The 8,812-nt window shown below is 78.6% G+C and carries 11 protein-coding genes; 7 read left to right on the forward strand and 4 right to left on the reverse strand.

Annotated elements, in window-relative coordinates:
• From GTR00_RS08575 to GTR00_RS08595, 5 genes are all read left to right on the forward strand, one after another.
• A partial coding sequence (locus GTR00_RS08575) for an NAD(P)H-binding protein (protein ID WP_166611209.1) occupies window positions 1–727 on the forward strand: 727 nt, incomplete at its 5' end.
• A gap of 72 nt (window positions 728–799) precedes the next feature.
• The gene (locus GTR00_RS08580; protein ID WP_166611210.1) at window positions 800–1,234 is read left to right on the forward strand and encodes a PPOX class F420-dependent oxidoreductase; all 435 of its coding nucleotides are present in this window, start codon (window positions 800–802) and stop codon (window positions 1,232–1,234) included.
• 308 nt (window positions 1,235–1,542) lie between these two features.
• Entirely contained in the window at window positions 1,543–2,772 is a 1,230-nt protein-coding gene (locus GTR00_RS08585) for an NAD(P)-binding domain-containing protein (RefSeq protein ID WP_166611211.1), read from the forward strand.
• 9 nt (window positions 2,773–2,781) lie between these two features.
• Window positions 2,782–4,569: an ABC-ATPase domain-containing protein gene (locus GTR00_RS08590; protein ID WP_323132338.1), complete on the forward strand. Its 1,788-nt coding sequence runs from the start codon at window positions 2,782–2,784 to the stop codon at window positions 4,567–4,569.
• A gap of 49 nt (window positions 4,570–4,618) precedes the next feature.
• Window positions 4,619–4,918 (forward strand): hypothetical protein, encoded by a 300-nt coding sequence (locus GTR00_RS08595; RefSeq protein WP_166611212.1) that lies wholly within the window; start codon window positions 4,619–4,621, stop codon window positions 4,916–4,918.
• 11 nt (window positions 4,919–4,929) lie between these two features.
• On the opposite strand, the gene mscL is transcribed toward GTR00_RS08595, so the two are convergent.
• Window positions 4,930–5,394: a large conductance mechanosensitive channel protein MscL gene (mscL, locus tag GTR00_RS08600; protein ID WP_166611213.1), complete on the reverse strand. Its 465-nt coding sequence runs from the start codon at window positions 5,392–5,394 to the stop codon at window positions 4,930–4,932.
• Between the two features lie 56 nt (window positions 5,395–5,450).
• Here mscL and GTR00_RS08605 point away from each other — a divergent pair, with 56 nt between their 5' ends.
• Window positions 5,451–6,584, forward strand: a complete 1,134-nt coding sequence (locus tag GTR00_RS08605; RefSeq protein ID WP_205705375.1) for a lycopene cyclase family protein — start codon at window positions 5,451–5,453, stop codon at window positions 6,582–6,584.
• 3 nt (window positions 6,585–6,587) lie between these two features.
• Here the strand turns inward: GTR00_RS08605 and GTR00_RS08610 are convergent, their stop codons facing one another.
• Complete coding sequence (locus GTR00_RS08610) at window positions 6,588–7,247, reverse strand: YceI family protein (protein ID WP_166611214.1); 660 nt, start codon at window positions 7,245–7,247, stop codon at window positions 6,588–6,590.
• 174 nt (window positions 7,248–7,421) lie between these two features.
• Window positions 7,422–8,036, reverse strand: a complete 615-nt coding sequence (locus GTR00_RS08615; protein WP_166611215.1) for a hypothetical protein — start codon at window positions 8,034–8,036, stop codon at window positions 7,422–7,424.
• Between the two features lie 195 nt (window positions 8,037–8,231).
• On the opposite strand from GTR00_RS08615, the gene GTR00_RS08620 reads away from it, so the two are divergent.
• Window positions 8,232–8,420: a hypothetical protein gene (locus GTR00_RS08620; protein ID WP_166611216.1), complete on the forward strand. Its 189-nt coding sequence runs from the start codon at window positions 8,232–8,234 to the stop codon at window positions 8,418–8,420.
• Here the strand turns inward: GTR00_RS08620 and GTR00_RS08625 are convergent.
• Window positions 8,401–8,812, reverse strand: a 412-nt coding sequence (locus GTR00_RS08625) for an NTP transferase domain-containing protein (protein WP_166611217.1), incomplete at its 5' end; no start/stop codon positions are given. The genes GTR00_RS08620 and GTR00_RS08625 overlap by 20 nt on opposite strands.

The following is an 8,812-nucleotide window of genomic DNA, read 5'->3' on the forward strand; positions in this document are numbered from 1 at the left end:
CTCCCGCGCCCCCGACCTGCCCGGCGCCGACGTGCGCGCCGCCACCTACGCCGACGGCGCCGCGGTGCGCCACGCCCTCGACGGCGTGGACGTGCTGCTGCTGGTGTCCGCCTCCGAGGACGCCCACCGCGTCGCCCTGCACCGCAGCGTCGTGGAGGCCGCCGCCGACGCGGGCGTGCGCCGCGTCGTCTACACGTCCTTCCTGGGCGCCGCGCCGGGCTGCACCTTCACCTTCGGGCGCGACCACGCCGCCACCGAGGACCTGCTGGCCGCCGCGGGCCTGGAGGCGACGGTGCTGCGCAACTCCTTCTACCTGGACGTGCTGCCCGCCTTCGCCACCGACGGCGTGCTGCGCGGCCCCGCCGGCGACGGGCGGGTGGGCGCGGTGGCCCGCGACGACGCCGCCGACGTGGCCGTGGCCGCGCTGCTCGACGAGTCGCACGCCGGGCGCACCTACGACGTCACCGGCCCGCGGGCGCTGAGCCTGGACGAGGTGGCCGCCACGATCACCCGCGTCACCGGCGAGCCGGTGCGCTACGTGCGCGAGAGCGTGGAGGAGGCGTACGCCTCCCGCGCCGGGCACGGCGCGCCGGCCTGGGAGGTCGACGGCTGGGTCAGCACCTACACCGCCATCGCCGCCGGCGAGCTGGACGTCGTCACCGACGTCGTGCAGCGCCTGAGCGGGCACGCCCCGCGCACCCTGGAGGACGTCCTGGCCGGTCGCTGAGCCCGGCCGGTCGCTGATCCCGGCGGGGCGCTGACCCTGGCGGGGCGCGCGGCACCCGCCTAGCGTCGCGGCGTGAGCACCGACCGCGAGCAGCAGCTGCTGCACCTCGTCGCCACCCGCCGCGACGGCGTCCTCGTCACCCTCAAGCGCGACGGGCGCCCCCAGCTGTCCAACGTCACCCACCACTACGACCCGCAGCGGCGCCTCGTGCGGGTCTCGGTCACCGCCGACCGCGCCAAGTCCCGCAACCTCGAGCGCGACCCGCGCGCCTCGCTGCACGTGTCCGCACCGGACTTCTGGTCCTGGACGGTCGTGGAGGGCGACGCCGAGCTGCGCCCGGTCGCGCAGCGCGAGGACGACGAGGCGGTGGAGGAGCTGGTGGACCTGTACCGCTCGCTGGCGGGGGAGCACCCCGACTGGGACGACTACCGGGCGGCGATGGTGCGCGACCGGCGCCGCGTCGTCAGGCTGCCGGTGGGGCGCGTCTACGGGCAGCTGCCCGGCTGAGGCGGGGGCCGCACGCAGGTGCGGCGTCCGGTGACCGCCCCCCGACGGCCACCGGACGCGACACCGCGTTCCCCCCTCGAGCCCGTCCCGCGCAGGTTCCCCCCGGACCCGGCGCGAGATCCCCCGGGCCCGCGCAGGTCCCCCCCGGGCCCGGCGCGAGCCCCGCGGGCTCAGCGACCACATCGCCCGACCCCCCGGGGGCGTTACACACCTCTTCGGGGGACTTCTCGGCGGACTCCTCGACGGACTCCTGGGAGGACCCCGGCGGGCCGTTCCCACGGGGGCGGCGCAGGACTACCGTCCCCGTCGTGGGGTCGCGGGACGCGGACGTCCTCGTGGTCGGCGCCGGGGCAGCGGGCCTGGCGACGGCCGCGTGCCTGCGCCGGCGGGGGGTCGAGGCCCTGGTCGTGGACCGCCGCGGCGCCGTGGGCGACGTCTGGCGCGAACGCCACGAGCGCCTGCGCCTGCACACCCCCCGCGCGCAGTCCGGGTTGCCGGGTCTGCCGCTGCCGCCCAGCGCGGGGCGCTGGGCCGCCCGCGACGACGTCGCCGCCTACCTGGCCGACTACGCCCGCCACCACGACCTGCACCCGCTGCCGGGCACCGACGTCGTCCGCCTCGACCGCGCCGGCGGCGGGGACGCGGACGGCGGCGGGGACGGCGGCGGGGACGGCGGCGGGGGCTGGCGGGCGACGACGTCCACCGGCGCGGTGCTCACGGCCGGCCAGGTCGTCGTGGCCTGCGGGCGGGCCGGCGCCCCGCACGTGCCGGCGTGGCCGGGCGCCCTGAGCGTCCCGCTGCAGCACTCCTCGGGGTACCGCAGCGCCGTCGAGCACGCCGGCCGCACGGTCCTGGTGGTGGGCGCGGGCAACTCCGGCGCCGAGATCGCCGTCGACCTGGCCCGCGGCGGGGCCCGGGCGGTGCTGCTGTCGGTGCGCACCCCGCCGACGGTGCTGCCCCGCCAGGTCGGCCCGGTGCCCACCACGCTGGTGGGCCCGGTGCTGGAGCTCCTGCCCGCCCGCCTGGCCGACCCGGCCTGCGCGCTGCTCAGCCGGCTGCTCCTGGGCGACCTGGCGCGCCTCGGGCTGCCCGCGCCCGCGCGCGGGCTGGTGGCCACCGCGCGCGCCACCGGCGCCCCGCCGCTGCTGGACGTCGGGCTCGTCGCCGAGCTGCGCGCGGGCCGGGTGCGGGTGGTGCCCGCCGTGGTCGCGCTCGACGGGGACGGCGTCGTGCTGGCCGGCGGGCGCCGGGTCGCGGTGGACGCGGTGGTCGCGGCCACCGGGTGGGTGCCGGCGCTGACGGGCCTGGTGGGGCACCTGGGCGTCCTGGACGCGCGGGGGCTGCCGCGGGTGCGCGCGGCCGCGACCTCCCCGCGGGCGCCGGGGCTGCGCTTCGTCGGCTTCGGCGGCCCGCTGAAGGGCGCGCTGCTGCAGATCGGCCTCGAGGCGCGCCGCACCGCCCGGGCGGTCGCCGCGCAGGCCGCCGCGCAGACCGCCGCGCAGACCGCCGCGGGACCGCCCGCCGGGGTCCGCTCGTAGGGTCGGGGCGTGCCCCGGGACCGCTCCGACCACCACCACCGGCGCGACCGCTCCGCCGGGCCCGACGGCGCCGCCGGGCGCCGCGGGGAGCCCGACGACCTGACCGGCGCCCCGACCGGCGACCTGACCGGCGCCCTGCACGCCCTGCACGACGGCCCCTACGCGCGCTACCGCTCGCTGACGGGGCGGCGCTGGGCGCTGCTGCCGGGCGTGGCGTTCTCCCTGGCGCGCGCCCAGGCGGACCCGTTCGCCCCGCCCAGCCGCTGCGAGGTGCGCGTGGACGCGGCCACCGCCGGCTTCGCGGACCTGGGGCTGGACGTGCCGGCGCGCCGGCGCGCGCTCGCCGGGCACCTGGCGCGCGCGGCCCGCGACGCGGCCGGGGGCACCTTCCGCGTCGACGCCGGCGGGCAGGAGGTGGTGCAGCGCAGCTCCTGCGAGGTCGGCGCGGACGGGGCGGTCGTGCTGCGCTTCGGCTACCACCTGCCCGGCCCGCGCCGGCGCGCCGACGGGCGCACCGCCGCGCGGGACCTGACGGGCGCGCTGCCGGCGCTGGTGCGCTCGGCGCTGCTGGCGGGGGCGCTGGACGCCGCCCGGGTGCGCGCGTTCGTGGACGCGGTGGAGGACGCGGCGGTGCTGCGCTCGCGGCTGCCGGAGCTGGGGCTGGTGGCGTTCGTCGCCGACGGGGCGGTGCTGCCGCGGCGCAGCGGGGTGGACCCGCGCCCGGCGCTGGACGCGGTGCCCTTCGCGAGCCCGCCCTCGCTGCGGGTGGAGGTGGACCTGCCGCACCGCGGGACGGTGTCCGGGATGGGGCTGCCGGAGGGGGTCACGGTCGTCGTGGGCGGCGGCTTCCACGGCAAGTCCACGCTGCTGGCGGCGCTGCGCGAGGGCGTGCACGACCACGTGCCCGGCGACGGGCGCGAGCTGGTCGTCACCGTCGCGGACGCGGCGGCGGTGCGCGCGGAGGACGGGCGCGCGGTGACGCGGGTGGACGTGGGGGCGTTCGTCAGCGGCCTGCCCGGCGGGCTGGACCCGCGCGACTTCACCACCGCCGACGCCTCCGGCTCCACCTCGCAGGCCGCGGCGGTGGTGGAGGCGCTGGAGGCGGGCAGCCGGCTGCTGCTGGTGGACGAGGACACCGCCGCCACGAACCTCATGGTGCGCGACGCGCGGATGCAGGCGCTGGTGGCCAAGGCCGCCGAGCCGCTGAACCCGTTCGTGGACCTGGTGCGCCCGCTGCACGCCCGGCACGGGGTCTCCACGGTGCTCGTGGCGGGCGCCTCCGGGGACTTCCTCGACGTGGCCGACCGGGTGCTGCTGATGCGCGGCTTCCGCTGCGAGGACGTCACCGCCCGCGCCCGTGAGGTCGCCGCGAGGCCCACGGGGCGGGCGGTGGAGGCCGGCGGCTTCCCGCCGGTGCGCCACCGCGTGGTGGACCCGCGCTCGCTGGACCCGCGGGTGCGCGAGCGCCGCCGGGTCGGGGCGCGCGGCACGGACGCGCTGCTGTTCGGCGAGCACGAGGTGGACGTGCGGGCGGTGGCGCAGTTCACCGACCCCTCGCAGGTCGCCGGGGCCGGGTACGCGCTGGACCACCTGGTGGCCGCCGGGCACCTGGACGGCCGGCGCACCCTGGCCGCGGCGCTGGAGCTGCTGGCGGCGGACCTGGCCGGGGAGGTGGCGGGGTGGACGGGCGGTGCGGGCGCCGACGCGGCGGTGCCGCGCCCGCACGAGGTGGCGGCGGCGCTGAACCGGCTGCGCGGGCTGCGGGTGGGCGCGCTGCGCGAGGCGCCCGGCGGCTGAGCGCCCCTCCGGTGGCGGGGCGCGGGGCGCGCCGTCAGGGTGGTGAGCCGTGAGCACTCCGAGCGACGAGACCGGCAAGAGCACCGAGCCCACCGAGAGGGTGGACCCCACCGACAACGCCGAGGTGCGGGCGGTGCAGGAGGGCGGCAGCCGTCAGGTCGCCCGCGGCAGCGACGGCGGCACCCAGCCCTCCCCGGCGCGCAGCCCCGAGGACCCGCTGGGCACGCAGGAGGACGTCCCCGCCGGCACCGGTGCGGGCAACCCGCTGGACGGGGTGCTGATCAGCGAGGAGGACGCCGAGCACGCCGTCTCCGGCGACACCGGCCCGGAGAGCTCCTCCGGCCGCTGACCCCCGGCTCCTCAGCTCCCCGACCCGGGCGCCGCGGTGCCCGGGCGGGCGCTGCCGCGCTGCTCGGCGAGCAGGTCGCGGATCTCCGTGAGCAGCCGCACGTCCTCGCTGGGCGCCGTGGACTCCGGCGCCTCCTCCTGCTTGCGCAGCGCCAGCAGGCGGTTCAGCGGGGTGACGATGAGGAAGTACACGACGGCGGAGACGATGAGGAAGTTCAGCGCCGCGCCGGCGACGGTGCCCAGCTGCAGGCCGACCTCGTGCACCGTGCCGTCGGCGTCGGTGACCCGGCGCAGCGGCACCACCCAGGTGTCCTGCAGGTTCGGCGCGCCGCCGATCGCGGCGATGAGCGGCTCGACGAACCCGCGCACGACGGCGTTGACCACGCCGGTGAACGCCGCGCCGATGACGACGGCGACCGCGAGGTCGATGACGTTCCCGCGCAGGACGAAGTCGCGGAATCCGGTGACGAGCTTCACGGGTGCCTCCAGGGGCCGCGGGGTCGCGGGGTCGCGGGCACTGGGACCCTAGGGGGGTGACGGGTCCAGGGGCGAGCGCAGCCGGCGGCGTGGTGGTCGTCGGGCTGGGCGCCGCGGGCGCGAGCCTGGCGTGGCGGCTGGCGGGTTCGGACGTGCCGCTGCGGGTGGTGGAGGCGCCGGCCGCCTCGGGGCGGCGCACGCAGGAGCGCACCTGGTGCACGTGGGGCCCGGCGGGGCCGGGGCCGTTCGCCCACCTGGTGTCGGCGTCGTGGCCGCGGGTGCGGGTGGTGCCGCCGGCGGGCGCGGACGTCGTGGCGCACCTGGGTTCCTGGCGCTACCGGATGCTGCGCTCGCAGGACCTGGACGCGGCGGTGCGCGAGCGCCTGGCCGGCGCGGGCGTGGCGGTGGAGGAGGCCGTGGTGGAGGACGCCGCGGAGCTGCGCGCCCCGGGGTGGACGGTGGTGGACACCCGTCCGGTGCCGGTCCCGCGCACGGGGCGCACGCTGCTGCTGCAGCACTTCCTGGGCTGGCGGGTGCGTTCGCGCCGCCCGGTGTTCGACGCCTCGACGGTGACGCTGATGGACTTCCGGGTGCCGCAGCCGGCCGGCGGGGTGGCGTTCGGGTACGTGCTGCCGACCTCCGCGCACGAGGCGCTGGTGGAGTACACGGAGTTCTCCCGCGACCTGCTCACCGACGCGCAGTACGAGTCGGCGCTGCGGGGGTGGTTGCGCCGCAGCGGGACCGGCGAGGTGGAGGTGCTGGGCACCGAGCGCGGCGTCATCCCGATGACGGACGCGCGCTTCGCGCCCTCGGGGGTCCCGGGGGTGCTGCGCTGGGGCGCGGCCTCGGGGTCGGTGCGCCCGTCCACCGGGTACGCGTTCAGCGTCCTGCAGCGGCAGGCGGACGCGCTGGCCGCGCGGGCGCGGGAGGGTTCGGCGCTGGTGCTGCCGGCGGCGCACGGGCGCCGGCACCTGCTGATGGACTCGCTGGTCCTGGAGGCGCTGGCGGCCGGCCGCGTCGACGGGGCGGGGTTCTTCTCGCGGCTGTTCGAGCGCAACCCCGTGCACCGCGTGCTGGGTTTCCTGGACGGTCGCACCGGCCCCGCGGACGACGTGCGGCTGATGGCGTCGTCGCCGCGGGGCCCGATGCTGCGGACCGTCCTGGGGAGGGCGCTGCCGGTCCGGCGTTGAGCCTCAGGCGTTGAGGACGGCCTCGACGTCGAGCTCGAGGTCGACCTTGTCGGCGACGACGAGGCCGCCGTTGTCGAGGCGGGCGTCGAAGGAGATGCCGAAGTCGCGGCGGTCGATGCGGCCCTTGGCGGAGAACCCGGCGCGGTAGCCGCCGTAGGCGTCGGGGCCGAATCCGGAGACCTCGACGGTGAGGGTGACGGGGCGGGTGACGCCCTTGAGGGTGAGGTCGCCGGTGAGCAGGAAGTCGTCGCCGTCGTGGGTGAGGCCGGTGGCCGCGAACGTGGCCGAGGGGTGGTTGGCCACGTCGAAGAAGTCCCCGCTGTGCACGTGCTGGTCGCGCTGCTCGTTGAAGGTGGTCAGCGAGGTGATGTCGACGGCGGCGGTGACGCCGGAGCGGGCGGGGTCCTCGGCGGTGACGAGCTCGCCGGAGACGGTGCCGAGGCGGCCGCGGACCTTGCTGACGGCCATGTGCCGCACGGTGAAGGACACCTCGGAGTGCGAGGCGTCGATGGTCCAGGTGCCGGCGCGGTAGCCGGGGACCTCCGGCAGCGCGGAGGGGGCGGGCAGCGTCGCGGTGGCGGTGCCGCCCGCCGTGCCGCCCGCGGTGCCGTTCGCCGCGCCGTCCGCCGTGCTCTTGCCGTCCTTCTTGCCGAACCAGCCCATCGTGGTCTCCCCAGGTCATTGAGTGTTCAACTTCTGGGTCGACCATAACCCCGGTCTGCTTGAAGTTGCAAGTACCTTTTCGGAGCGATCACCCGGTCGCGCCCCCGGCGTGGCCGGGGACGCGACCGGGCGGGGTCGGGCCGCCGCGTCGGGCCGCCGTGTCAGACCACCGTGTCAGACCACCGTGCCGCGCTCGAAGAACCAGGCGACCGTCAGCGCCACCGGGTCCACCACCCCGGCCCGGGCGGTGCCGCGCGCGCCGTCCGCGGCCGCGCGGTAGGCGGCCGTCAGGGCCGTCACCGCGGGCACCCGCGCCGCCTCGGCGTCCGCCAGCGCCCGCGCCGCCGGGACCATCGCCTGCAGCACCGGCGCCCCGGTGCCGTCGGCGGGGTGGGTCACGTGCTCGGCGGCCAGCGCCAGCTCGTGCGTGCCCACGTCGCCCGTGCAGGCCTGCGCCAGCTCGTCGAACCAGGTGCTCAGCGGGTGCAGGGGGCCCTCGACGCGGCTCGCGCCGCGCGCCACCGCCGCGAACACCTGCCCCGGGCTCGCGCCGGCGGGCAGCGCGGTGACCTCCTCGTCGGCCGCCAGCGCCGTCTGCACCAGCGCGGGTGCCTGGCCGTCCAGCTCCCCACGGCGCGCCAGCACCTCGTCGCGGAACCCCGTCCACCAGGCCATCACCCGCCGGCCGTCCAGGTCGGCCGCGCGCGTGCCGCGCACGGGCCGCACCGGCCGGCCCTCGTGCAGGACCTGCAGCAGGTCCTGCTCCGTCCCCGTCGCCCGACCGTCCACGTCGTCCTCCTCCTCGAGGTCCCCCGAGGGTGGCACTGGCGCGGGCCGGTCGCCACCCGGCGCGTGCCCACCCCCGTGCAGTCACTCTGCGTGAGGGGGCGTTCGGAGGATCGTCACTCAAGTGCGCAGGTCAGCGGCCCGATGCCTGATCTGTCGGTGACGCTGCGTCCCGATCACGTCTGGAGGAGAGTCACCGTGTCCGTTCCCCGCGCCTTCGCCGCCCTCGCCGTCGCCGGTTCCGTGCTGGCCGGTTCCGCCGCACTGGCCCCCGCCGCGTCCGCCGCGGTGACGACCAGCACCACCACCGTGAAGACCACCACCGTGAAGGCGACCACGACCGGTCACCTGCGCGGCACCGTCACGCTCAACGGCCACCTGCGCTGACCGGCCCTCCTCCCGCGCCCCCGGCGCCGCGCGGGAGGAGGGTCCCGGCCGGCAGCTGCCCGGGGACGTCGACGTCCCGCAGCGCCCCGGCCCGCTGCACCTCCCGGCACGCCGGCCCGCGCAGCAGCGCGCGCAACCCCTCGCCGGAGGCGGCCGCCCGCGCGGCCGCGGCCCAGTGCGCGCGGCCCACCAGCACCGGGTGACCCCCGTGCCCGCCCCACGCGGCGCGCACCAGAGCACCGGAGGGGTCCTCCCCGGCCGCCTCCAGCACCGCGCGCACGTCCGCCGGCCCCACGTCGGGCAGGTCCACCAGCGTCAGCACCAGCGCCGCGGCCCCCGCCGCGCGCGCGTGCCCCAGCGCGGCGCGCGCACCTCCCGCGCCGCGGCCCCCG

The sequence above is a fragment of the Kineococcus indalonis genome, assembly GCF_009906395.1.
Lineage (GTDB): Bacteria > Actinomycetota > Actinomycetes > Actinomycetales > Kineococcaceae > Kineococcus > Kineococcus indalonis.